The organism is Sphingobium sp. CR28, from assembly GCF_052327305.1.
Lineage (GTDB): Bacteria > Pseudomonadota > Alphaproteobacteria > Sphingomonadales > Sphingomonadaceae > Sphingobium.
This window is the reverse complement of sequence record NZ_CP182486.1, coordinates 1,575,926-1,596,362: the sequence shown is the minus strand read 5'-3', so window position 1 is coordinate 1,596,362 and position 20,437 is coordinate 1,575,926. Positions and strand designations below refer to the sequence as shown.

At 59.1% G+C, this 20,437-nt stretch carries 27 protein-coding genes and 1 tRNA gene; 13 read left to right on the top strand and 15 right to left on the bottom strand.

Annotated elements, in window-relative coordinates; translation table 11 throughout:
* Positions 1–1,401: 1,401 nt before the first annotated feature.
* The 4 genes from ACNAOH_RS07610 to ACNAOH_RS07595 form a co-directional block, all read right to left on the bottom strand.
* Complete coding sequence (locus ACNAOH_RS07610; protein WP_443969595.1) at positions 1,402–1,842, bottom strand: hypothetical protein; 441 nt, start codon at positions 1,840–1,842, stop codon at positions 1,402–1,404.
* Between the two features lie 580 nt (positions 1,843–2,422).
* The gene (locus tag ACNAOH_RS07605; protein WP_443969594.1) at positions 2,423–2,869 is read right to left on the bottom strand and encodes a hypothetical protein; all 447 of its coding nucleotides are present in this window, start codon (positions 2,867–2,869) and stop codon (positions 2,423–2,425) included.
* A 106-nt stretch (positions 2,870–2,975) separates the two neighbouring features.
* Positions 2,976–3,158: an excalibur calcium-binding domain-containing protein gene (locus ACNAOH_RS07600; RefSeq protein ID WP_443972079.1), complete on the bottom strand. Its 183-nt coding sequence runs from the start codon at positions 3,156–3,158 to the stop codon at positions 2,976–2,978.
* Between the two features lie 1,256 nt (positions 3,159–4,414).
* Entirely contained in the window at positions 4,415–4,993 is a 579-nt protein-coding gene (locus ACNAOH_RS07595) for a recombinase family protein (RefSeq protein WP_443969593.1), read from the bottom strand.
* A 162-nt stretch (positions 4,994–5,155) separates the two neighbouring features.
* Here ACNAOH_RS07595 and ACNAOH_RS07590 point away from each other — a divergent pair, with 162 nt between their 5' ends.
* Positions 5,156–6,163, top strand: a complete 1,008-nt coding sequence (locus ACNAOH_RS07590; protein ID WP_443969592.1) for an HNH endonuclease — start codon at positions 5,156–5,158, stop codon at positions 6,161–6,163.
* On the opposite strand, the gene ACNAOH_RS07585 is transcribed toward ACNAOH_RS07590, so the two are convergent.
* A complete protein-coding gene (locus ACNAOH_RS07585; protein ID WP_443969591.1) occupies positions 6,137–6,802 on the bottom strand; it encodes a hypothetical protein in 666 nt (221 codons plus the stop codon). The genes ACNAOH_RS07590 and ACNAOH_RS07585 overlap by 27 nt on opposite strands.
* Complete coding sequence (locus ACNAOH_RS07580) at positions 6,799–7,512, bottom strand: DNA-processing protein DprA (RefSeq protein WP_443969590.1); 714 nt, start codon at positions 7,510–7,512, stop codon at positions 6,799–6,801. Before ACNAOH_RS07580 ends, ACNAOH_RS07585 begins: the two co-directional genes overlap by 4 nt.
* A 255-nt stretch (positions 7,513–7,767) precedes the next feature.
* Between ACNAOH_RS07580 and ACNAOH_RS07575 the strand changes: the two genes are divergently transcribed.
* Positions 7,768–8,199 (top strand): helix-turn-helix domain-containing protein, encoded by a 432-nt coding sequence (locus ACNAOH_RS07575; RefSeq protein ID WP_443969589.1) that lies wholly within the window; start codon positions 7,768–7,770, stop codon positions 8,197–8,199.
* 188 nt (positions 8,200–8,387) lie between these two features.
* The gene (locus ACNAOH_RS07570) at positions 8,388–8,525 is read left to right on the top strand and encodes a hypothetical protein (RefSeq protein WP_443969588.1); all 138 of its coding nucleotides are present in this window, start codon (positions 8,388–8,390) and stop codon (positions 8,523–8,525) included.
* 133 nt (positions 8,526–8,658) lie between these two features.
* Here the strand turns inward: ACNAOH_RS07570 and ACNAOH_RS07565 are convergent.
* Positions 8,659–8,749 (bottom strand) — tRNA-Ser (locus ACNAOH_RS07565).
* Between the two features lie 153 nt (positions 8,750–8,902).
* Here ACNAOH_RS07565 and ACNAOH_RS07560 point away from each other — a divergent pair.
* From ACNAOH_RS07560 to ACNAOH_RS07545, 4 genes are all read left to right on the top strand, one after another.
* Positions 8,903–9,880 carry a peptidylprolyl isomerase gene (locus tag ACNAOH_RS07560; protein ID WP_443972078.1) on the top strand — a complete coding sequence of 326 codons (978 nt, stop codon included), beginning with the start codon at positions 8,903–8,905 and terminating at the stop codon, positions 9,878–9,880.
* The gene (locus tag ACNAOH_RS07555) at positions 9,877–10,017 is read left to right on the top strand and encodes a hypothetical protein (protein ID WP_443969587.1); all 141 of its coding nucleotides are present in this window, start codon (positions 9,877–9,879) and stop codon (positions 10,015–10,017) included. The genes ACNAOH_RS07560 and ACNAOH_RS07555 overlap by 4 nt, the downstream gene beginning before the upstream one ends.
* Positions 10,018–10,065: 48 nt before the next feature.
* Positions 10,066–10,194 carry a hypothetical protein gene (locus ACNAOH_RS07550; protein ID WP_443969586.1) on the top strand — a complete coding sequence of 43 codons (129 nt, stop codon included), beginning with the start codon at positions 10,066–10,068 and terminating at the stop codon, positions 10,192–10,194.
* Positions 10,195–10,271: 77 nt separating this feature from the next.
* Positions 10,272–10,457 (top strand): DUF1328 domain-containing protein, encoded by a 186-nt coding sequence (locus ACNAOH_RS07545; protein WP_443969585.1) that lies wholly within the window; start codon positions 10,272–10,274, stop codon positions 10,455–10,457.
* Positions 10,458–10,564: 107 nt separating this feature from the next.
* On the opposite strand, the gene rpoN is transcribed toward ACNAOH_RS07545, so the two are convergent.
* From rpoN to ACNAOH_RS07520, 5 genes are all read right to left on the bottom strand, one after another.
* A complete protein-coding gene (gene rpoN / locus ACNAOH_RS07540) occupies positions 10,565–12,070 on the bottom strand; it encodes an RNA polymerase factor sigma-54 (protein ID WP_443969584.1) in 1,506 nt (501 codons plus the stop codon).
* Between the two features lie 24 nt (positions 12,071–12,094).
* Positions 12,095–12,877: an LPS export ABC transporter ATP-binding protein gene (lptB, locus tag ACNAOH_RS07535; protein ID WP_443969583.1), complete on the bottom strand. Its 783-nt coding sequence runs from the start codon at positions 12,875–12,877 to the stop codon at positions 12,095–12,097.
* Between the two features lie 126 nt (positions 12,878–13,003).
* Entirely contained in the window at positions 13,004–13,528 is a 525-nt protein-coding gene (locus ACNAOH_RS07530; RefSeq protein ID WP_443969582.1) for an LptA/OstA family protein, read from the bottom strand.
* Positions 13,525–14,205: an LPS export ABC transporter periplasmic protein LptC gene (gene lptC, locus ACNAOH_RS07525; RefSeq protein WP_443969581.1), complete on the bottom strand. Its 681-nt coding sequence runs from the start codon at positions 14,203–14,205 to the stop codon at positions 13,525–13,527. The genes ACNAOH_RS07530 and lptC overlap by 4 nt, the downstream gene beginning before the upstream one ends.
* Positions 14,198–14,815 carry a ribonuclease D gene (locus tag ACNAOH_RS07520; RefSeq protein ID WP_443969580.1) on the bottom strand — a complete coding sequence of 206 codons (618 nt, stop codon included), beginning with the start codon at positions 14,813–14,815 and terminating at the stop codon, positions 14,198–14,200. The genes lptC and ACNAOH_RS07520 overlap by 8 nt, the downstream gene beginning before the upstream one ends.
* 253 nt (positions 14,816–15,068) lie before the next feature.
* Between ACNAOH_RS07520 and ACNAOH_RS07515 the strand changes: the two genes are divergently transcribed.
* Positions 15,069–15,860, top strand: a complete 792-nt coding sequence (locus ACNAOH_RS07515; RefSeq protein ID WP_443969579.1) for a cold-shock protein — start codon at positions 15,069–15,071, stop codon at positions 15,858–15,860.
* An 88-nt stretch (positions 15,861–15,948) separates the two neighbouring features.
* Here the strand turns inward: ACNAOH_RS07515 and ACNAOH_RS07510 are convergent, their stop codons facing one another.
* Entirely contained in the window at positions 15,949–16,440 is a 492-nt protein-coding gene (locus ACNAOH_RS07510; RefSeq protein WP_443969578.1) for a Dps family protein, read from the bottom strand.
* Positions 16,441–16,589: 149 nt separating this feature from the next.
* Positions 16,590–16,967, bottom strand: a complete 378-nt coding sequence (locus ACNAOH_RS07505) for a hypothetical protein (protein WP_443969577.1) — start codon at positions 16,965–16,967, stop codon at positions 16,590–16,592.
* A 187-nt stretch (positions 16,968–17,154) separates the two neighbouring features.
* Here ACNAOH_RS07505 and rpmG point away from each other — a divergent pair, with 187 nt between their 5' ends.
* Complete coding sequence (gene rpmG / locus ACNAOH_RS07500) at positions 17,155–17,322, top strand: 50S ribosomal protein L33 (RefSeq protein ID WP_443969576.1); 168 nt, start codon at positions 17,155–17,157, stop codon at positions 17,320–17,322.
* Between the two features lie 93 nt (positions 17,323–17,415).
* Here rpmG and ACNAOH_RS07495 read toward each other — a convergent pair whose 3' ends face one another.
* Complete coding sequence (locus tag ACNAOH_RS07495) at positions 17,416–17,778, bottom strand: response regulator (RefSeq protein WP_443969575.1); 363 nt, start codon at positions 17,776–17,778, stop codon at positions 17,416–17,418.
* A gap of 72 nt (positions 17,779–17,850) precedes the next feature.
* On the opposite strand from ACNAOH_RS07495, the gene ACNAOH_RS07490 reads away from it, so the two are divergent.
* From ACNAOH_RS07490 to ACNAOH_RS07475, 4 genes are read left to right on the top strand one after another with little or no spacing between them, the layout of a single operon-like run.
* A complete protein-coding gene (locus ACNAOH_RS07490) occupies positions 17,851–18,105 on the top strand; it encodes a DUF3572 domain-containing protein (protein ID WP_443969574.1) in 255 nt (84 codons plus the stop codon).
* Positions 18,105–18,752, top strand: coding sequence for an HAD family hydrolase (locus tag ACNAOH_RS07485; protein ID WP_443972077.1), 648 nt, complete (start codon positions 18,105–18,107; stop codon positions 18,750–18,752). The genes ACNAOH_RS07490 and ACNAOH_RS07485 overlap by 1 nt, the downstream gene beginning before the upstream one ends.
* A gap of 32 nt (positions 18,753–18,784) precedes the next feature.
* Positions 18,785–19,249, top strand: a complete 465-nt coding sequence (locus ACNAOH_RS07480; protein WP_443969573.1) for a RidA family protein — start codon at positions 18,785–18,787, stop codon at positions 19,247–19,249.
* A 29-nt stretch (positions 19,250–19,278) separates the two neighbouring features.
* The gene (locus ACNAOH_RS07475; RefSeq protein ID WP_443969572.1) at positions 19,279–20,433 is read left to right on the top strand and encodes a GNAT family N-acetyltransferase; all 1,155 of its coding nucleotides are present in this window, start codon (positions 19,279–19,281) and stop codon (positions 20,431–20,433) included.
* Positions 20,434–20,437 lie beyond the last annotated feature (4 nt).

Below are 20,437 nucleotides of genomic sequence, written 5' to 3'. Positions count from 1 at the left end.
GCAGATCGACGCGCTATTCTCTGAGGAAGTAGTTACCAGCGATCAGCATCAAAACCAGCAGAACACTTGCTATCTTGATGCGCTGCCACCATCGGTATCCGAGTTCGACGTTATTCTCGTCGGCCTCTTCCTGAGCAGGAAGCCAGTCATTTCGGTCATGTCTCATCCTTGAATGTCTGAAACAAGCATCAGACGACCGCAAGGTCGGGATAGCGGCCGGTATGTTGGTTTTACATTTGCTCCAATTTCCAAAGAACTAGTCCGTGGTATCCAGCTATCGCCAGTGTCCCGATTATGGCTCCGGTCCACGCAAGGGCAGGATGTTGATCGACATAGCTTACCCAAAGATAACCGCAGGGCAGAAGAACGGCGGCGGTCGCAGCAGCAGCGATCCATCCATGCCAGCTAATTGGAATAAAGCAGATGCCCATCCATCTTCGGAACCAAGCCTCACTCATCGCTTGGTGATAACAACAACTCGATCGTCCGCAATGTCGTCGTGTCCTGCCAGTCCGCTAACGGGGTGCAGTGTCTCGAAGCGGAACGTCGGATTTGTCGGGGAAAGCTGGCCGATGGCTTATGGTGCGGATGAGGCGGTTATAGGCCGGGCAACTTTACAGCGACGACCACAGCCAAAGCAAATACAGTAAAGCCGTAGAAAGCCTTCAATAGATAGCCCTCTGGAACTTCCTCTTTCGCTACGTTGGCATGCCACCATGGAAAGTAGTGCAACGCTCCATAGAAAGCTCCTGCGAGAGCAATAGGCCACATTAGGAATAGGAGCATGTCCTGCTGACTGCCTTTCACTTGACTTAAAAGCAAGCCGGCTGGCGCCTTATGGGCATATTCAGGCCAATCGATTACGTCCGCAATGTCGTCGTGTCCTGACAGTCTGCTAACGGGGTGCAGTGTCTCGACTGTTAGACACTATCACTTGCATCTTTTTCTTTCGGCAGCGGCCGTTGCGCTCTCCGTGTGGCGATACTCTTTAGAAAGTCGAAACTTGCCAGAACGATCGTATTGCTGGTCCGCTTCGCAAATAACTTCTCGCATGTACAACCAGCCACGCCATATAACGAAGCTGTTCCAGAGCCCAAACCAACCAAACGCTATTACCGTTAGTACAGGAGTCCAACCAATCATTGGAATGGCAAGACAGGGAATAATAGCTGGCAGCAGCAACACCTTGAATTGTAGCCCTGGAGCACGCCACTGGAGGTCCACCCACGCTTGAATGGCGTTATACAACTGCATCGCAGAGCTCAATCCTCGCTCATCTAATTCGGCGATAGTGCCAGTCTTCGCCGATGTCCGCAATGTCGTCGTGTCCCGACAGTGCGCTTTGGGCTGCTGCGTATCAAAGCAGAAGGTCGGCAGAGAGGTTACAGTTTCTAAACGCCATCACTCTACAGAGCCGTGGCATTCCACTTTCAAGAACCTTTCTGAAGCTAAATCGTAAATCACGTCGATGTAGTTGCATCCGCCGTCGTAACCACCAGGCAACCATTTGTAGTTCGACATCCAGCGGTGCTCGCCCGCCCCCACGCCCCTAGGAGGTGGGCAATAACGAGAAGCGCTTTCGCCCTCCACATTTTCCTTTTTTTCTATTGCCTTCTCTTCCTCGCACAATTTCAGGTCCGGCTCGGAGGGAGGAATAAGGTAGTTGCCGACGACAACATCATCGGGTCCGTAAGCATAGAACCGAGCATATGCATCCAGTGGGCGCGCATTGACGGGAAGGCGGACCTTACTCTCGATCGCTGCGATTATCGCGGCCTCTTTGATTGAGGCCTTACACCCCACCAATCCCAAAGCCACAGCAATCACAATCCCCCGCTTCATGGCAAGATAATGCCAATCGTCAGGCGTGTGAGCAACGTCTGCTGAAGAGAATACATTGGACGCGATGGAGAGTCCGCAATGTCGGGGGTAGCGGACGTTAGTTTCGCAGCATTTGTCTGATGGTTAGGATGGCGACAGCAAGGAGCGGCGGGATACAGATCAGGTACGTAAGGCGGGGATGGCGGCGGGCCCACTTACCGAAGAGACGCTCTCCAATAAGCCCCCCGAAGAAACCGATGAGTAGTTCGTCGAGCATTCGTTGAGCTTCGCATCTTCCAATTATGACCGCAATGTCGTCGTGTCCGGACAGCCGCTAACGGGGTGCAGTGTCTCGAAGCGGAACGTCGAAAATGTCGGGGGAAACGGACTTATCGTTTGTCGATAAACCATCGACGGATCATGAGCGCACTTGCTCCACCAACCGCGAATATTGCTGCTGCAAGTGCCCCAAAAGCCACCAGAGCAATCACGGCCACAAGCCATCCGATGACGGATAGTCGCCATTCTGCTTTGTCTCTTGGCCACATCGCTTTCATCATATCGAAAACGGAAAGCCCCGCAATGTCGAGGGAAGCGGACTTTACGCGCAACCTCCCAGCGAGTTTCGCTCGAAAAGACGGCTGCGACCTTCCGCATCCGTGACCCAAACGCCATCCACTAACTCTGGAGTATCTAATTTAGTTTGTACCGCGAGACTCCAAATGGATGAACCTGGATCATTTGGAACTGCGTTGCTTTCCTGCGGTATGACCAACGGCTTGTGGAATTGAAGCCGCAGTCCTGATTTTGTTTCGGCGAGGTCGAAAGCTGCGGGTTTCATTTGTGAATTCCGCCACCGAAAGCCTGATTTATCGATGACAATACGCTTGCCAGTGGCGTCCACGAAGCAGCCATAGGCGTGCGATGCTAGGGGCGCCTGATACGATTTTGGGCGTGATAAAAATGATCCCGCAACAATCGCGAGAAGCACACAAGCGGGCAAAACCCACTTCACAAAAACATCAAACGTCCTGTCTTCATGCGGCACGAACGTATCTTACCGCGCTCTCGCCAATATCCGCAATGTCGTCGTGTCCGAACAGTCCGCTATCGAGACAAAGCGCTCAGTAGCCGCCGCTCCGATAGGGCTGGGATTAACGCCGATAAGGCTCGCAGGCTATACCGTCTCCATCACCATCCATCCGTTCAGAATAGCCGGGTTCATAGCTGTGGAGTGGGTCTAAGCCTCTTGCCCGCACCTCGTTGCATCCTGAGAACTGATAACCGGGCGGAAGGGCCGCTAATGCAGCTTGTCTGGCTTTGTAACGATCATACATGCCCAATCCACTCGCCAGTCCGATCCCTGCTAAAATAGACAGGCCAAGATATTGGATACCGGTTTCGATGGGGTTCCGCGTTTTATGTGGGCGGCCTCTAATGCCTTGCCGTCCAGCCGCATAATGCTTCCGTGGATAGTGCTTCGTCATACCGGCATTATCCGGCAGAAATTCTCAATTAGGCATTAAAGGGACGTGGCGGGAGGTAGACAAGGCGAGCAACATTCTAGGTCCACCGCTGTATATAAGGCCTATTTGCTGAAGCTGCGAGCAAACCGAGGTAGAAGTTCAAAACCAAAACCCATGACTGCGCCGATAATCGCACTCTTCCAAAGTGTGTCCCAGATTGGCCATCCGCTGAGAATGCCGACCCCAAGGCCGAGGGGGATTGCTAACGTGGCGGTACCCCAAACAGCATTGAGGCCATTGCGAAACAGTATGAGGCCCACCGCCGCGCAGAGACCCAAAGCCCACCACATTACTAGTCTCCTTATCTTTGGACCCCGTCTTACAACCAAATATTCTCTGGGAGCCAACCTAGGATGAAGCATGATGCCACACGCATTTTGGTCTCTGTAGGCCTCATACAGCAACGATTGAAGTTTTTGGCTGTATACCAACTAGAAGTCTCGAATGTCTCTGTATGAGCCTTACAGAGCAAATTACAGGCATTCTAGCATCAGAGATTAAGTTGAAAGCTGCTTTGCTATAGCTTCTCTAGCGTTGTGAGCATGATGAACTGCGTGGACCGTGACGTGCTAGTGAATATTGGCGGTATAAGAGTATTGTCTAAGACTTCTTCTTTCTAGAATATCGCTTTAGAAAATAGCTTATAACTTATTCAATTTGGCGTGAACGATCTAGGTCGTGCGGCTCACTGCAAACAGCTTAAGCCCGCTTGGAAGTCCTTCCTGAAATCCACCTAATCACGATTAGTGCCAAGGCGGTTGGACCTGCTCCTATAAGCCATCCTATCGCTACCCAAATCGCCATGAACGCGATCATCATGGCGGCCATGCCTGCCTCTTGTGCGCTGCTGACCCTCCAAGGCTGCATCACCACAATGCCTAGGAGATAAGCGATCAGGAAGGGCAGGCGAAAAACTGAAACCCGACGTGACGTGACTTCAGCCAAAACCATAAATGCTGAAGCGAGGGCGGCGCTTACGGCAATAACAAGGATGAATGACAAGTCCATGCCTGCATTCTAGCATCGACTTGTTCCATCCGCACCAATTACGGTTGAACCCAAAAGGTCTAGGCCGTCCTCTTCTCCACCCTTTGAATGGCAGCACGGCTAACCTTAAACTCTTTGGCTAAAGCGCCCAAGGATATGCCTTGGCGGCGTTTCTGGATGATATGATCCTGCTGCTCATCGGTAAGTGCTCTAGGACGCCCCAACGTTTTGCCCGATGCCTTTGCCCGCATCAGCCCTGCTTGGGTCCGTTCAATAAGAAGGTCGCGTTCAAACTCGGCAACAGCAGCAATGACTCCCATGGTCATTCTTCCTGCTGCGCTGGTTAGATCAACACCACCAAGGGCAAGGCAGTGAACCTTCACCCCTTCAAAAGCCAAACGATCGACTGTTGTTCTCACGTCCATCGCATTTCGCCCGAGGCGGTCCAACTTTGTGACAATGAGGATATCGCCAGCCTCCAGCCGATCCATCAGCTTGGCAAAGCCCTTACGCTCCATCGCAGCAACCGACCCTGATATCGTCTCTTCAATGATCCGCTTGGGATCGACGGAGAAGCCAGCGGCAGCAATTTCCCTGATTTGGTTCTCTGTCGTCTGATCCAGCGTGCTGACCCGACAATAGGCAAATGTGCGGCTCATTTCGTTACTCCTGTATCGATTCGGTGTAACGAAACTACTATTGTATCTAATATATGTGGAGTCTAATTTTAGATACAGTTGGCAGAAATGTATCTAAAACGGACGTATATGATTCAACGATTTTCCGCCTATTCATTGGTTTTGTTACGTTAGAGGGCCGCTATGAGGCTGGCGAACATTACAAAGGTGGCAGTCGATAATGCCATCGCAGAATATGACGCGTTAGGAGGTGAGGCGTTCATGAGGGCGTATGGATACGCTGCGTCGAAGCAATATTGGCTTGTTCATAACGGTGAGCGCTATCCATCCAAAGCTATCTTGGGCGTGGCGCACAAGTTCGTAAAGGGACACGCCCTCTCTCCAGCGCAGTTTACCGGTGGTGAACGCACCGTGGCTCATAGATTACGCCAATTAGGGTTCACCGTTGAAACACCACTTCGAAATCCTCACTGGACGCGCGACGAAATTGTTCTCGCATTAGACCTGTATTTCACAAACCCCGCTAACCCACCCGGCAAAGAAAGCCGCGCCGTTGCCGCACTTTCCGATCTGCTAAACAAGCTTCATCGTCTTAATGGTTCAGCTGCCGGCGAAACCTTCCGCAATCCCAACGGCGTGTATCTCAAGATGATGAACATTCGGGCGCTCGACCCGGATTTCACGTCGCAGGGTAAAGTAGGGATGAAAGCGGGCGGGACGTTAGAGCGGATACTGTGGGCAGAATACGAAGGTCGCCGCCCCGAACTTCGGGTCGATGCAAAAACCATCCGCGACGCCGTTACGGCAGCTAAAGAAGCGGGCTTGACCATATTGCCGGCCGTTGAAGCTTACGAAGGCGAGGAAGGCGGCATCGTCATCCGTTTGCACAAGCGTTATGAACGCGATCCCCGCGTTGTTGCCGAAAAGCGCAAGGCTGCGAAGGTTAAAGGCAATCTCGCATGTGAAGTTTGCGGCTTCGACTTCGAAAAGGCCTATGGACCGCTTGGCGCGGACTTCATCGAAATTCATCACACTAATCCGGTGTATATGATGAAGCCAGGCGCGAAAACCAAACTAGCGGATTTGGCGCTCTTGTGCTCGAACTGTCACCGAATGGCGCATCGGAAACGAATGCCGCTATCTTTGGACGAAATTCACGCGGCGCTAAAGCACGCCGAACCCACCACCTAGGTCGCAGTTGTCCCAATCGACATTTTCGGACGGCACGGCCCACATGTTATTACGCCGCTCATTCGTCGTGCGACCAGCAGAAATCGCGTGCGAAACATTTGTAGCGCCGTGGTCGCTAAGAACCTTCTTCGCGGCTTTCAGATGGTTTCCGGAACTGACATTGTCGTCAACCAGCACCACGGGACGACCGGCCAAATTGCTGTGGCAAACGAGGTTGTCGCGGATATCCACGAACTTCCGGCTACCTCCCTTGCTTGCTGCCAACACCGCCTCCTGCTGCGTAAGGCAGGCATTGATAGGGTATAGGTCGTTCGCAATCTGATTGATTGCCTGGCATAATAACAAACCCGTGAAATCTGCTCCAAGTTGAACATGACCCGACGACGGGATTGGAACCAACGTCGCTCCTTGAGGCACAATTGTCGCCAACTTCTGCGCTGCCCATTTTGCAAACACAGCCATGGCTACATCACGTTTTCCATTCTCGATCCGGCGTTGCACCCCATCAATGTCGCGCACGTTAGCGTAGCCGTTAATCGCCTCGCCCTTTAGGCAGCGAACATATTTATACGGCGGAAAGTCGCTACTCTGATAGCCATCGTAAGAAGGATAATAGCAATGGGCGTGAAGTTCGATCACTTTGAATATACATGCCTTAGCAATGTCTCTGTCGTATCTATCACTAAGCAGCGCTCATAGTTTAGAAAATTCTTTGGCCAAGTAAGGCGGGGATCATCAACCACGCTCTTTAGGATTCCGAGCCAACGATTTTGACGAACGCATTCAGATGCTTGGTGCAAAGTCCCTGACGTATCTGAGGCTTCAATCACGACTGAAGCGTCGGACAACAACGCCATCGTTCTGTTACGATCCGGGAAGCTTGACCGATAGGTTCGCTCACCAAATTCGAACTGCGAAATTAGCAGATGATCACGATACACTGTTTCTTGCAGTGACGCATTGGCCGCTGGATATGCCTTATCGAGCGGCGTCCCAATGACCCCAATGGTATGACCGCCGCTTGCTATGGCTGATTGCATGGCATTCATATCGACGCCAGCCGCAAGGCCTGAAACCACCACAATACCGGAATCAACAAGTTCGCGGGCGATGCGACGGGCGCGCTTGATACCGTCCTCGGAAACTTCGCGGCTTCCAATGACCGCGATGCACGGCTTTTGCAGCAGCGACACATCGCCAGCGCAATAGACGGATTGGACGGCGGATTGAGACTTGGGCTTACTGGCCCAAAAATCAAACTGCTCCTTAACAACAGCTTCGCGTGGCGAGCCCTCAAGTAGCTCAGCTACTCCAACGTGCTTCCAGTCCGATGGCGCACGATACCTCATATTGGGTTCAAAACGATTAGTTCGGCTCCTATCCGCACGATCTCGTGAGTATGATTGGTGCAGGTTCATAGCGTCAGCTGCCAAGCTAAGCTAAACTTTCATCTCGATCAAGACAAGAACAAACCAGAAACATATATGATGGTCGCGTCCACTCTGTTTCTCCAAAAACCATTCACGCGCGAAAAAAACGTCATAGATGTCACCTAATGAAGTAGACCCCTGTTTTAATGTCGGTAGTTATGGCAGAAGGGGTTTATGGCGACTAGTCTCGAAACATCCTCAATCGATCAGCCGCTGGAGGCGGTTAAGGCCACCGTTAAGGAGAAGTGGCAGGGCGCTGTCACTGCTGGGTCGGGCTTTGTTGCCGTGCCGGTTGCGTTGCTCAAGTTGCAATCCAAGTACGATCTGACGCCTACAGAGCTACTGGTGCTCATTAACCTGCTTGCCCACTGGTGGGAGCCTGATCGCCCAGTTTATCCCCGGTCTACTACCATTGCGAAACGGATGGATGTTCAAACCAGAACCGTTCAGCGAGCTTTAGCCAAACTGGAGAAGAGGGGGCTGCTTGAGCGAGCGACGCAAGATGACGGTCGACGCGTCTTCCTCTTCGATAAGCTTGCGAAAAAAATTGCCCGCGACGTCACCCTTTCTTGGGCTGTCGATGCGGAAATGCGGCACCGAGGGTGATTATCGTGTCCACGTCACCCCGAAATCCCTGTGCAAAACCTAGCGAGAGCCCCGAGTCGAGCGCGCGGCTGACACTGCTTGAGCGGTTCATTGAACGATCTACAATTGACCTTGCTGCTTGTATTCGATGGACGTTGTTCGGAAGTGCAGCGGTCATTTTGGCTCTCTATCCCTTTTGGGGCCTTTCCATGGCTGACACGGTGATTGCTGAGGAAGTTACGGCGGCTAGGAATGCCATTGCCACGGCAGCGCCGCTGGATGACGATGAAAACAGCGGTCTTGATAGACGTCTGTCCAACAGTCAGGCCGCCGTCAGCGACAAATGAAGTGAGTGGCGGCTCTGCGCGCCCACTAGCGAAGTCACCAGAAACGTGGCCAACACAAGTGTTGGACGTTATGTTGGGCGAGAAATTCTTGCACTGAAATTACTGTTATATTTCAACAATTTAAAAAGTGTCTTGGCGGAGCGGGAGGGATTCGAACCCTCGATACGCTTTTGACGTATACTCACTTTCCAGGCGAGCGCCTTCGACCACTCGGCCACCGCTCCGCAACATGCTCTGGAAGCGCCGTCCCCTAGACGAGGCCGATCTCTTCCGCAAGTCGCCTCGGCATGGCATTTAGCTTGGCATGAAGGGGCGGCAACGGCGGAAAGGAGCGCGGCATGGGGGACGTAGGGGGGAAGGGGGCGACGCGCGGCAGAATGTGCCGCGTCCTTGGCTTAGGGCTGATCATTGCGGCTGGCACGGCGGCGGCGCAGAATAGCGCATCACCACCCCCGCCGAACTCCACTCCAGCGCCCGTTACGCCATCGCAGATCGTCGCAGCGGCCCCGGCCGGCGACTGGATCGCGATTGCCCCGCAGGATCTGCTCATCATGACGCTGGCGCCGGACCGGGCGGGGAGGGCGCGCAACGTCGTGATCCAGCTGATGCCGGCGCCGTTCAGTCAGGGCTGGGTAGCCAATATGCGCATGCTGGCGCAGGCGCACTGGTATGACGGCATGTCCGTGGTACGCGTGCAGGACAATTATGTGACGCAGTGGGGCGACCCGGACGGGGAAGATCCTGCCAAGGCCAAGCCTCTGCCTCCCGGTCTGCGGCCCGTGCCGGAGAGCGACTATGTCCACTCCGGTTCGCTGCCGATCGATGCTCGGATTGGCGCGCTGCTATCCCCAGCCAATGACGCCGGGCGCTTCTCCGGGTTCGCGGGTGGGTTCGCCTTTTCAGGCGAGCGTGTGGCTGGGGCGATGAAGAGCTGGCCTATGCACTGCTATGGCTCCGTCGGCGTGGGGCGCAACGTCTCGCCCGACACAGGAACGGGTGCGGAGCTTTACGCGGTGATCGGTCATGCGCCACGCCAGCTCGATCGCAACATCGCGGTCGTCGGTCGCGTGATCGAGGGTATTGAGCATCTCTCGAGCCTGCCGCGCGGCACGGGCGACCTCGGCTTCTATGAGAAACCGGCCGAGCGTGTCGCGATCCTCTCCGTGCGCCTCGCAAGCGACCTGCCGCGCGCCGCTCAGCCGCGCTTCCAGTATCTTTCGACGGCGAGCGAAAGCTTCGCGCGCTATGCTTATGCCCGCGCGAACCGGAAGGATGATTTCTTCATCGAGCCGGCAGGCAGCGTGGACATCTGCAATTTGCCAGTTCCCGTCAGGCTGGAAGGCCGGGGGTCATGACGACGATCGTGGTGGCGGCGATCCTGCAAGCTGTCGAGATCGAACCGACAACGCCGCCTTCAAGCTTCATCGTGATTAGCGGAGAGGCCGCCGAAACGATCCGCGCGGATCGCGCATCGCCGGGCGAGCGGACATGAGCGGGGCTTCGGCTCGGTGCGCATAACCGCAATTGTGGGGCGCAGCCGGTGGCAAACATCGGTTTTCCCGCACAAAGAAAGCGACGGCTTCTCCTGCCGATAAAGGCGCAGGTGCGCCGGGACGAGGCGCTGGTGCCGGGTGAAACCGTTGCCGCCATGATGACGCTCGAAAAATAGACGTCCCTGCGTCGGGCAGGGAACCTAAACGCGCCGCTAAGCATTTGGCAGACAACCAGTTCATCGGGACGCCTGCCATGATCCGCCTTGCCATCATATGCCTCGTCATTGCGCTCGTTGCGGCGCTCCTCGGCTTTGGTGGTGTCGCCGGCAGTTTCGTGGGCATTGCCAAGTTTTTGTTCTTCCTCGCCATCGCGCTGTTCGCCATTTTTCTCATTCTCGGCTTTCTGGCCGGGCGGGGAATCAAGAACACGTTGAATTGATCGAGGCCACGGCGTCTGCCCGGTCGTGGGAGCCGGGCAGACGCCGACAAGTTTAGAGGTCCGGTTTGCGGACCGGAATCTCTGGAGAGCGCGCGGCGTCTGAGCGATCAGGCGCCGCGTAGTCGCTTCTGGCGCCGCCGCTGCACGGATGAGCCAAGGCCGATCGCCTCGCGATATTTGGCGACCGTGCGCCGGGCGATGTCGAAGCCCCGTTCGCGCAGCAGATCGACCAGCGTGTCGTCCGAGAGGATCGCATCGGGCGCCTCCTCGGCAATCAGCGCTCTGATATGGCTCTTCACGGCCTGAGCGGATGCGGCCTCCCCGCCATCGGCCGACTGGATCGCGCTGGTGAAGAAGAATTTGAGTTCATATGTGCCGCGCGGACAGGCGAGATATTTGTTGCTGGTCACCCGGCTCACCGTCGACTCATGCAGGCCCACCGCGTCGGCGATGGTGCGCAGCGTGAGCGGGCGAAGCTGGCTTACGCCTTCCCGGAAAAATCCCTCCTGCCGGCGGACGATTTCTTCGGTGACTTTGAGGATGGTGCGCTGGCGCTGATCGAGCGCGCGCATCAGCCAATTGGCACTGGTCAGACAGTCGGCCAGCCAGCTCTTAGCTTCCTTGTCCCGAACGGTCGCGCCGAGCTCCGCGTGATAGCGCTGATTGACGAGCAGGCGGGGAAGGGTCGCGCCGTTGATCTCGACGGACCAGCCTTTGCCGGCCGCACGTATCAGAACGTCGGGCGTGATCGCAGGCGCGCTTTCGCCGCCGAAGCGCAGGCCGGGCTTGGGATCATAGCTCCGCAGCTCGCGGATCATGTCGGCCATGTCTTCCTCGTCCACGCCGCAGATGCGTCGCAAATGGGGAAGCTGGCCGCGCGCAAGCAGATCCAGATTGGCGATCAGCGTCGCCATGGCGGGGTCGTAGCGATCGGCTTCGCGCGCCTGAATGGCGATGCATTCGGAGAGGGTGCGGGCGCCCACGCCGGAAGGATCGAAGCCATGGATCACAGCGAGCACGCGCTCCACCTCATCCGGCTCGACGCCTAGCTGCCGGGCGACCTCGCGCACGTCCGCTTCCAGATAGCCTGCAGCATCGATCTGGCCGATCAGCTGACTGGCAATCAGCAGCTCCAGACCGGACAGGACGGCGCCGGCCTGCGCCATGAGATGCTCATGGAGGCCAATGTCCGGCGCTGCGAAACTGTCGAAATCTGGGCCGTCTTCGCTCCCCGGACCATTGCTGCTCCCGGAGAAATCGCTTGAGGAACTGCTTGCGACTGCCTCGCCGACCATCCGGTCGGACGGGCCATCGTCGATGAAGGTCTCCGCGCCATGATCGATGTCGAGCGGAGACTCTCCGCCCGCGCCGATCGCGATCGCCTGATCGACACCGGCTTCCGGATCGGAGGAGAGGCCGGTTTCCGGCGCCTCTCGGGTCCCCTCCGGTTCGCGGTCGGCGGCTTCGAGCAACGGGTTGCGCTCAAGCTCGCCGGCAATGAAGCCTTCGAGCTCCAGATTGGAGAGCGCCAGCAGCTTGATTGCCTGCTGGAGCTGAGGCGTCATGACCAGAGACTGGCTTTGTCTCAAGTCCAGACGCGGCGCGATCGCCATATCAGGCGCCCCGGTGCGGCATGGTCAGAGCGAGAAGCTTTCGCCCAGATAGAGGCGGCGGACGTCGGCATTGGCGACCAGTTCGTCCGGGCGGCCCGCGAACAGCACCTTGCCATCATAGATGATGCAGGCGCGGTCCACGATTTCCAGCGTCTCGCGGACATTATGATCGGTGATGAGGACGCCGATGCCGCGCGTCTTCAGATCCTTCACGAGATCGCGAATGTCGGCGATGGAAAGCGGATCGATACCAGCGAAGGGCTCGTCCAGCAGCACGATGGAGGGACTGGCCGCGAGCGCGCGCGCAATCTCGCAGCGGCGCCGCTCACCGCCGGACAGCGCCATGGCTGGGCTGGAGCGCAATCGAGTGAGGCCGAACTCGCCGAGGAGGGTTTCCAGCTTTTCCGCGCGGGCCGCCTTGTCCGGTTCGGCAAGCTCTAGCACGGCGAGGATATTCTGCTCCACGGTCATGCCGCGAAAGATCGAGGTTTCCTGCGGCAGATAGCCCAGACCCAGGATCGCCCGGCGATACATGGGCAGGCCCGTAATATCGACCCCCTCCAGGATGATGCGGCCGGCATCGGGCTTCACCAGGCCCATAATCGAGTAGAAGCAGGTTGTCTTGCCCGCGCCATTGGGGCCGAGCAGGCCGACGACCTCGCCTTCGCCGACGGACAGGGAAACGTCTGCAAGCACGACGCGCTTGTCGTAGCTCTTGGCAATGGAGATCACCTGCAGGCGATGGCCTACGCTGTCATCGCCTGTGGGCGAGAAGTCGGCGGGCTCGGCGGCCGCGATCCCATTCATCCAGTGTTCCCCATGGCTTTGCCGGTCATGTTGGCGGGGTTGCTCGCATGTTCCGGCCGTGGCCGCAACGTGAAATTGGCGGGATTGTGCAACGCGGGAGCGAGGCAACCAGCGCGGTTCCTCTGGTCAGTTGCCGGACGGGCGCACCTTGAACGTGCCGGAGACTCGGCCCGATGACGACGTGCCTGTGCCTGGAGCGCCGCTTGCCCGGCCATCGACCGTCGAGCGTCCACTGGCGAGATCGATGAGCAGGCGCTGGCCGCTCAGCCGGTTCGCGCCCTGAGTGAGTTGCACGCTACCGACCATGGTGATGAGCCGCCGGTTGAGATCGTAGATGGCCACGTTCCCGCTCGCCCGCTCGTTGGCGCGCGTGACGACGACGCCGCCCGAAGCGTCCATCCGGTCTATCTCCACGCCGCCGGCCTGATGATAGGCAACCGTGAGCCGCTGCGCCGTCATCGTCATGCCGGCCTGTTTCACGACCACGTTCCCGCTGACCACGACACGGTCGGCGCGATCCTGCACCTCAATGCGGTCGGCCGTGAAATCGACCGGCGCATTGGTGTTGTGCCCTTTCAGCGTCTGGGCGAGCACCGCAGGGCCGGGAAGGACGACGAGCAGGGCCGAAAGGGCGAGACGAGCGCGCATCATTGCGATCCTTTGAGGCCATTCTGGTCAATGCGCAAGCGCGCCCGGCCGTTCAGGGATACAGTCCGAGCTTCGAGATCAGCGTTCAGGCGCTGTGCGCTGAACGTTCCGATGGGCATCCGCCCGTCCACTTCCGAGCGGCTCTGCAATTTGCGGCTGGTCAGGTCGACATCCACATCGCGCGTCGTGAAGCGATATCCGTTGGATGACTGGAACTGAACGGGGCCATCGATAGCGACCTTCTCGTTCGCCATGTCATAGTGCCCCTGCCGCGCGGTCATTACGGCCGAATCGTCTTTCAGCTTCAGTCGTGCTTCCAGATCATTGAGCTGCACGACGCGCTCACGCGAACTCTTCTGAAGCGCCGACCCTGCCCGCAGCGAGAAAGGCCGCCCTTGTGAATCTTCGCCGCGATAGACGGCCTGCACCACTTTGAGCCGCTCGCTCGCGACATCCACCTTGTTCTTGTCGAGCACGAAGCTGACCTCGGAACTCTGCGAGAAAGGCGCAACAGCGAGAAAGGCAGTGAGAAGGCCGACCGACACGGGCAGGACCATCTTGAGGATGGCGACGAGCCGATCGTGGCTGCCACCCGGCAGCGCCCAGGCGCGATGGCTGCCACGCAGAGCGGGGGCAGCACCGCCCGCCATCGGCCCGATGACGTCGCTGAGGTCAGCCATGCGCGAAGATGTCGATCTCCGGCCATCCGGCGAGATCGAGCTGCGCGCGATGCGGGAGAAAGTCGAAGCAGGCCTGCGCCAGCGCGGTGCGTCCCTCGCGCTCCAGGCGCTTGTCCAGCTCGGCCTTGAGCTGATGGAGGTAGCGCACGTCCGACGCGGCATAATCGCGCTGGGCGTCGCTGAGCACTGGTCCGCCCCAGTCCGAGCTCTGCTGCTGCTTGCTGATGTCGATGCCGAGCAGCTCGCGCACCAGCTCTTTCAAGCCATGCCGGTCGGTATAGGTGCGTATCAGCCGCGAAGCGATCTTGGTGCAGTAGACCGGCGCCGCGAGCGCCCCCAGATAATGCTGGAGCGCAGCAATGTCGAAGCGGCCGAAATGGAAGAGCTTGAGGCGTGCCGGGTCTGTAATGACTGCCCGCAGATTCGGCGCGGCGTAGCTGCTGTCCGGGCCGAACCGGACGAGATGCTCGTTGCCCCCGCCATCGCTGATCTGAACCAGGCAAAGCCGGTCGCGCGGGGTGATGAGGCCCATGGTCTCGGTATCGATGGCGACGGGTCCACTGGCCAGCACGTCGGCGGGCAGATCTTCTTCATGAAAATAAACGGTCATCACCTTCCCTTATGCGAGGGAACTGCCCGACTCAATCGCTCTCGACTTGCCTGCCATGCCTTAATTTGGTCCTCAAATGATCCTGACGGGGCCAAGTTTCGTTTCATCGCACAATTATTTCGCGACTCGCTGCGAATCAGGTTATACACAAGGCTTGCGCCGATAAATCGAGAGTCGGCTGAGTCCCTGTGTCCGTCGTCCGGCATGGGCGATGACGATGATCCCGAGGACGAGCGAAAGTGACTAACAGGGCATGAGTTTTGACAGAGGGCGCCGTGGGCGCGGCAGGGACAAGCGGGACGGGTTCGGCGAAGACTCGTTCGGCGGCAATTCTGATTTTGGCGGTGGTTTCGGCGGCTCGCGCGGTGGCTTCGGCGGAGATCGTGGTGGCTTTGGTGGCGATCGCGGTGGCTTTGGCGGTGGTGATCGCGGCGGCTTCGGCGGCGGCGGTGGCGGCGGGTTCCGCGGCGGCGGCGGTGGCGGTTTCGGCGGTGGTCGCGGCGGCGGTGGTGGCGGTGGCATGCCGGCTCAGGTCGTCGGAGAAGGCTCCGGTGTCGTCAAGTTCTTCAACGCGCAGAAGGGATTCGGCTTCATCGTCCAGGATGCTGGCGGCGAAGACGTGTTCGTTCATATCAGCGCAGTAGAGCAGGCCGGCCTGACTGGTCTTGCCGAAGGCCAGCCGCTCAAGTTCACGCTTGTTGATCGTGGTGGCAAGGTCTCCGCGACCGAGCTGAAGATCGAAGGCGAGCCTCTGCCGGTTCCGGAGCGTCCGGGTGGCGGTTTCGAGGCGGCCCCGCGCGAGCGTGGTCCCCAGCGTCAGCTCACGGGTGAGAAGGCCAGCGGAACGGTCAAGTTCTTCAACGCGATGAAGGGCTTCGGCTTCATTCAGCGCGATGACGGCCAGCCGGATGCGTTCGTGCACATCAGCGCCGTGGAGCGTGCGGGCATGTCGTCGCTTAACGAAGGCGATCGGCTCGAGTTCGAGCTTGAGGTGGACCGTCGCGGTAAGTACGCGGCCGTCAATCTGCAGACCCGCGCCGAATAAGTCGCTCCGCTTCAGCGGACACATGAAGAGGGCCGGGGCTTTCGCCACCGGCCCTTTTTGTTGCCTTGTCGGTAGAAGAGGCTGCCGATCAGGCGCCCTGCGCGGCCTCGAAGAGGAACCATGCGCGCTTCTCGGCGAGGTCGGTCCAGTCGTCGACAATGCCGCTGGTCGCATTGTCTCCGGCCTTCTCCGCCGCTTCCTTCACGACCCGGAACGCCTCGACCAGCGCGAGATTGTCCTCGCGCAGTTCGGCCAGCATATCCTTGGGCGAGACGTAATCGGCGTCATTGTCCTTGCGCGATTGGCGCCGGCTAATGTCGCTGATCGACCGCAAAGTGGTATTGCCGGTCTTGCGGACACGCTCGGCAATATCGTCGGTCGTGGCGAGGATTTCCGCCGCCTGCTCATCGAACAGCAAATGATAGTCGCGGAAGTGCGGACCGGAGACGTGCCAATGGAAGTTCTTGGTCTTCAGGAACAGCGCGAAGCTGTCCGCCAGCGAGGCGTTGAGCGCGTCCGCCACGGATTTGGTGGCGTTAGACTTCAGGTCCGTGGGGGTTTTCAGGGCAGCGTCGGTCATCTTGGCACTCCTGCGGTTTCTTGAAACGTAGATGGTCGAGGAACGCTTCAATTACCATATGGTGCCGCTGGCGAAACGACGTTCATGGCGGATAATTTAGTCGACATTGATCGACCCGCTCGATTGCGGAGCGGCGCGCAGCCCGGCCCCTATATTCGCGGGTGACATCCCCGCAGGCTCGCTGCCGCGAGATAGGCCGAAGCGACGTCCGGTCGATCGTCGATGCAGGTCGCTGCATCCAGCATGAGGCTGAGATAATTATGCGCGATCTGACGATGGCCATTATAGACGATGACCGACGCGAGCAGGCTGGCCAGCCGCTCGACCGGCTGGAGGCCGTGGCGCCGGGCTGTCGTCCGGATCGCGTCCAGCTCCTCGCTCAGTGCTGCCAGGCGCATTTCGGCGCATTGCTGTATCAGCGCTTCGATTCGTGCGACCAGTGCCGCGCGGACCAGCATCATCCCTTCATGGCCCATGGATTGTCCCTCCTCTGCCAGCGCAGCTTGCCCTAATGTGGTTAATTGCATGTGAAGGGCCTGAAAAAGCGGCGTATGCAGGTGGGTGTGGCGGCTGTCGCCTTGACAAGCTGTACCGATTCCATCATGGGCGCAGCTTCGAGAAGCGGCGCGCGACGCCGCTTTTGCTTTTCAACTGCCCGGCACATGGCACGGCCAACCGCCGTTCCGTCTTCCACGGGCTAGCAAGGACAAGGGTATGGCCAAGCCAGCCACCGTCAAGATTCGTCTCGTCAGCTCGGCTGACACCGGCTTCTTCTACGTAACAAAGAAGAATCCGCGCACTCAGACGGAGAAGTTTTCCTTCCGCAAATATGATCCCGTCGTGCGCAAGCACGTCGAGTTCAAGGAAGCCAAGATCAAGTAAGACGCGCGCCACTCCCAAGGGGTGGTGAGCTTCCTTGATGTAAAAGGGCGCTGCCTCGCGGCCGCGCCCTTTTTGCGTGTCCGCTGTCGGCGCTCAGGCCAGAGACTGAACGGTTTCCAGAAAGCGCATCACAGAAATCGGCTTGGACACATAGGCGTTGGCGCCCGCAGTGCGGATGCGCTCTTCGTCGCCCATGCCGGCATAGGCTGTCACTGCCATGATCGGGACTTGCGAAAGGGACTGATCCTGCCGGAAGGACTCGATCAGCTCCAGCCCGGTCACATGGGGGAGCTGGATGTCCGTCACGATGAGATCGGGAGCGAAGTCCGTCGCTTCACGCATTGCCTCGCGGCTGTCCCGCACGGGACGTGTCTCATAGCCATGCGCCCGTAAAAGGTCGCAGAAAAGCTTGAGATTGAGCTCGTTGTCCTCGACAACCAGGACGCGCTTTGCCACCAGGACTCCATCTTGCCGGGCCGTGCGGCTGGCGCGCGCGCTGCCGAGGGCGAATTTCATAGGCTATTGCACATGGACGAGCGCGATGAAACTACGGCCCTGCATGTTGTGGGATGGATCGTCGGCGATCAGCGGCGAGCCGAACGCATGCTCGACGTGACGGGGCTCTCCGCCGATGGGCTGAGAGCGGCGGTTGGCAACCCCGCTCAACTGGGCGCGATCCTGGACTTTCTCCTCGATTATGAGCCGGATCTGCTGCGCTGCGCCGATGAGCTCGACCTGCGGCCGGAGCAGATCGTCGCCGCGCGCGAAAGGCTGCGCTCGTGATGCGTCGTCCGCTCATCATCAGCGATTGCGATGAAGTGCTGCTGCACATGGTCGTGCCGTTCCGGGCATGGCTGGAAGAAATCCACGACATCCACTTCGACTTCTCGCTCGGTTTCGAAGACGCGCTTCGTCACAAGGCCAGCGGCGATCCAGTGACGCGCGCACAGATCTGGCCGTTGCTCTCGGCCTTCTTCGAGACCGAGATGGCGCGGCAATCGCCGATCGCGGGCGCGGTCGAAGCCATGAACCGGCTGGCGGAGCGCGCCGACATCGTCATCCTCACCAATATCGGCGATACGCTCGCCCTCGCTCGGACCACGCAGCTGTCGGACTGCGGTCTCGCCTTTCCGGTTGTCGGCAACCACGGCGGCAAGGGGCCAGCTGTCGCTCGTCTGATCGCCGCTGCCGACCCGCTGGTGACGATCTTCGTGGACGATCTGCAAAGCAACCACGTCTCGGTGGCCGCCTCCACGCCAGGCGTCTGGCGGCTGCATATGGTGGGCGAGCCGGAAATGGCGGGGCACTATCCGCCCGCGCCAGAGGCTCACGCCCGGCTGGACGACTGGGCACGTGCCGAGCGCTGGATCGCGGCGCGGATCGAGGATGCCGAGCGGTCTGTCGCCCGCTTCGGCTACTCCCGCCCTTGACGCATGGCCTCGCGAGTGGTGATGCAGGGGATATGAGCCAGTTCGAACAACAACTCGCCCTTCTCGGCCTCGTCCTTCCGGAGCCTGCCGCGCCCGTCGCGGCCTATGTGCCTACGGTAATCACGGACGGCTTTCTTCATATCAGCGGGCAGCTGCCGTTCGCGGCGGATGGGACTCTCATCAAGGGCAGGCTCGGTGACGATGTCGACATCGCGCAGGGTGCCGCTGCGGCCGAACGCTGCGGCCTGATGCTCATTGCCCAGATGAAGGCGGCGCTCGGCGATCTCGATCGCGTCAGCCAGATCGTGAAGCTCGGCGGCTTCGTCGCTTGCACGCCCGATTTCATCGATCAGCCCAAGGTTGTGAACGGCGCGTCCGAACTGATGGGCAAGGTGTTCGGCGAAAGCGGCAGGCACGCGCGCAGTGCGGTCGGCGTGCCCGCTCTCCCGCTTGGGGCCTGTGTTGAAGTGGATGCGATCGTCCGCATCCGCGACTGAGCGCCATCGCATGATGGCGAGGGCGCACCATGGAGGGACGAGTGCCTGACGGTGCGCCTGTGTCTCTTCGGATCGAGGGTAGCGTCGGCGCCATTGCAAAGGCGGACTGGGACGCTTGCGCCGGACACGCCAATCCTTTCGTCTCCCATGATTTTCTCGCGATCCTGGAGGAGTCGGACAGCGTCGGTCCGGGCACGGGCTGGACGCCGACGCCGATCATCGTCGAGGGCGCAGATGGTCGCCCGGCGGCCATCGCTCCGGCCTATGCCAAGGGACACAGCCAGGGCGAATATGTTTTCGACCATGCGTGGGCCGATGCCTGGCAGCGCGCGGGCGGCGATTATTACCCCAAGCTGCAGATCGCCGTTCCTTTTTCACCCGTGCCCGGCCCGCGCCTGCTCCTGCGCGATGCTGACGCGGCACCTGCGCTCATCGTCGGTATCGAGGCCATTGTGGATGGAAACGGCCTGTCGTCGGCGCATGCGACATTCGTGGAAAGCGCTCAGCTCGATGCGTTCCGAGCCGCCGGCTGGCTGATCCGGCAGGACAGTCAGTTCCACTGGACCAACGACGGCTATGGCGATTTCGAGGATTTCCTCGCCGCGCTTTCCAGCCGTCATCGCAAGGATATTCGCAAGGAGCGAGCGCGGGCGCAGCAGGGCCTCGAAATCGTCTGGCTCTCGGGCGGTGATCTCACCGAGGCGCACTGGGATGCTTTCTGGACCTTCTATCAGGACACCGGCAGCCGCAAATGGGGCCAGCCCTATCTGACGCGCGCCTTCTTTTCACTGCTGGGCGAACGGATGGGCGACAAAGTGCTGCTCATGCTCGCGTTGCGAGACGGTCGCCCCATCGCCGGCGCGCTCAATCTGGTGGGCGCAGATACGCTTTACGGGCGCTACTGGGGGTGCAGCGAGGAGGTGCCGTTCCTCCATTTCGAGCTGTGCTATTATCAGGCGATCGACGCCGCGATCGCGCGCGGGCTGGCGCGGGTGGAGGCAGGCGCGCAGGGCAGCCACAAGCTCACCCGTGGCTATCGTCCGGCGCCGACATGGTCAGCGCATTATATCGCGGATGCCGGCTTCCGGCGGGCCGTGGCCGATTTTCTCGCGCGCGAGACGGCCGAGGTCGAGCATGACCGGGACTGGCTCGCCGCGCGCGCGCCCTTCAGGCATAGCGACTGACGGG

What these genes read in the sequence shown, in the direction of transcription:
- ACNAOH_RS07610 (WP_443969595.1), bottom strand. Translation starts at nt 1,842, where the DNA reads ATGAAGCGGGGGATTGTGATTGCTGTGGCTTTGGGATTGGTGGGGTGT.
- ACNAOH_RS07600 (WP_443972079.1), bottom strand. Translation starts at nt 3,158, where the DNA reads ATGTATGATCGTTACAAAGCCAGACAAGCTGCATTAGCGGCCCTTCCG.
- ACNAOH_RS07595 (WP_443969593.1), bottom strand. Translation starts at nt 4,993, where the DNA reads ATGAGCCGCACATTTGCCTATTGTCGGGTCAGCACGCTGGATCAGACG.
- ACNAOH_RS07590 (WP_443969592.1), top strand. Translation starts at nt 5,156, where the DNA reads ATGAGGCTGGCGAACATTACAAAGGTGGCAGTCGATAATGCCATCGCA.
- ACNAOH_RS07580 (WP_443969590.1), bottom strand. Translation starts at nt 7,512, where the DNA reads ATGAGGTATCGTGCGCCATCGGACTGGAAGCACGTTGGAGTAGCTGAG.
- ACNAOH_RS07575 (WP_443969589.1), top strand. Translation starts at nt 7,768, where the DNA reads ATGGCGACTAGTCTCGAAACATCCTCAATCGATCAGCCGCTGGAGGCG.
- ACNAOH_RS07570 (WP_443969588.1), top strand. Translation starts at nt 8,388, where the DNA reads ATGGCTGACACGGTGATTGCTGAGGAAGTTACGGCGGCTAGGAATGCC.
- ACNAOH_RS07560 (WP_443972078.1), top strand. Translation starts at nt 8,903, where the DNA reads ATGTGCCGCGTCCTTGGCTTAGGGCTGATCATTGCGGCTGGCACGGCG.
- ACNAOH_RS07555 (WP_443969587.1), top strand. Translation starts at nt 9,877, where the DNA reads ATGACGACGATCGTGGTGGCGGCGATCCTGCAAGCTGTCGAGATCGAA.
- ACNAOH_RS07545 (WP_443969585.1), top strand. Translation starts at nt 10,272, where the DNA reads ATGATCCGCCTTGCCATCATATGCCTCGTCATTGCGCTCGTTGCGGCG.
- rpoN (WP_443969584.1), bottom strand. Translation starts at nt 12,070, where the DNA reads ATGGCGATCGCGCCGCGTCTGGACTTGAGACAAAGCCAGTCTCTGGTC.
- lptB (WP_443969583.1), bottom strand. Translation starts at nt 12,877, where the DNA reads ATGAATGGGATCGCGGCCGCCGAGCCCGCCGACTTCTCGCCCACAGGC.
- ACNAOH_RS07530 (WP_443969582.1), bottom strand. Translation starts at nt 13,528, where the DNA reads ATGATGCGCGCTCGTCTCGCCCTTTCGGCCCTGCTCGTCGTCCTTCCC.
- lptC (WP_443969581.1), bottom strand. Translation starts at nt 14,205, where the DNA reads ATGGCTGACCTCAGCGACGTCATCGGGCCGATGGCGGGCGGTGCTGCC.
- ACNAOH_RS07520 (WP_443969580.1), bottom strand. Translation starts at nt 14,815, where the DNA reads ATGACCGTTTATTTTCATGAAGAAGATCTGCCCGCCGACGTGCTGGCC.
- ACNAOH_RS07515 (WP_443969579.1), top strand. Translation starts at nt 15,069, where the DNA reads ATGAGTTTTGACAGAGGGCGCCGTGGGCGCGGCAGGGACAAGCGGGAC.
- ACNAOH_RS07510 (WP_443969578.1), bottom strand. Translation starts at nt 16,440, where the DNA reads ATGACCGACGCTGCCCTGAAAACCCCCACGGACCTGAAGTCTAACGCC.
- ACNAOH_RS07505 (WP_443969577.1), bottom strand. Translation starts at nt 16,967, where the DNA reads ATGCAATTAACCACATTAGGGCAAGCTGCGCTGGCAGAGGAGGGACAA.
- rpmG (WP_443969576.1), top strand. Translation starts at nt 17,155, where the DNA reads ATGGCCAAGCCAGCCACCGTCAAGATTCGTCTCGTCAGCTCGGCTGAC.
- ACNAOH_RS07490 (WP_443969574.1), top strand. Translation starts at nt 17,851, where the DNA reads ATGGACGAGCGCGATGAAACTACGGCCCTGCATGTTGTGGGATGGATC.
- ACNAOH_RS07485 (WP_443972077.1), top strand. Translation starts at nt 18,105, where the DNA reads ATGCGTCGTCCGCTCATCATCAGCGATTGCGATGAAGTGCTGCTGCAC.
- ACNAOH_RS07480 (WP_443969573.1), top strand. Translation starts at nt 18,785, where the DNA reads ATGAGCCAGTTCGAACAACAACTCGCCCTTCTCGGCCTCGTCCTTCCG.
- ACNAOH_RS07475 (WP_443969572.1), top strand. Translation starts at nt 19,279, where the DNA reads ATGGAGGGACGAGTGCCTGACGGTGCGCCTGTGTCTCTTCGGATCGAG.